Below are 903 nucleotides of genomic sequence, written 5' to 3'. Positions count from 1 at the left end.
GCTTGGCCGACCGGGCGCGGGGGTTGGAGGCCAGTTCGGCCTCGCCCGCCTCGCGTGCGCCCTTGAACGACAGGGCGAAGCTGGGCTTGCGCGTCTCGGTCGCCGCCGGGCATGGCGCGAGCCGCCGGGCGCATTGCCGGTCCGCTCGGTCAGGAAAGGCCTTTCACGATCCGATCTTTCCAGCGAGTGGAAGGTGACCACCGCCAGACGCCCGCCCGGCGCCAGCGTCGCCTCGGCGGCCTCCAGCCCGGCGCGCAGCTCGCCCAGCTCGTCGTTGACCGCGATGCGCAGCGCCTGGAACACCCGGGTCGCCGGATGGGATGGCCGCGCCGCGACGCCGCCCAGGGCCTTCTCGACCACCTCGGCCAGGTCCAGGGTGCGCGCGAAAGGCCTCTCGACCCGGCGGCGCAGGATGGCGGTGGCCACCCGGCCCGACTGGCGCTCGTCGCCGTACAGCTTGAAGATATGGGCCAGCGGCCCGTGGTCCCAGGTGTTGACGATATCCGCCGCCGTCGGCCCCTCGGCCGACATCCGCATGTCCAGCGGCCCGTCGCGCATGAACGAGAAGCCGCGCTCGGCCTGGTCCAGCTGCATGGAGGACACGCCGATGTCGAAGACCACGCCGTCCAGCCGGGCCTCGCCCGTTCCTGCGAAGGCCTCAGCCAGACCCGAGAAGGGGGTGCGGATCAGCCGGAATTTGCCGGGAAAGTCGTTGGCGACCGCGTCGGCGTGCGGCTGGACGGTCGGGTCGCGGTCCAGGGCGATCACGGCCGCCCCCGCCGCCAGGATGGCGCGGGTGTAGCCGCCCGCCCCGAAGGTGGCGTCGATGATCACGTCGCCGGCGCGCGGCGCCAGGACCTCGATCACCTCGTCCAGCAGGACCGGGGCGTGCGGGCTCATGCG

Annotated in this window: 1 pseudogene; it reads right to left on the bottom strand. The window is 73.2% G+C overall.

The annotated features are described in order from the left end of the window. A pseudogene (rsmH, locus tag AC2W7C_RS18495) lies at window positions 1-900 on the bottom strand (16S rRNA (cytosine(1402)-N(4))-methyltransferase RsmH); the annotation flags it as partial. Between the last annotated feature and the right edge of the window lie 3 nt (window positions 901-903).

It is taken from the genome of Brevundimonas sp. CURTG3B2_SDJG, assembly GCF_057364705.1.
This window is presented reverse-complemented; position numbering and strand designations above follow the sequence as displayed.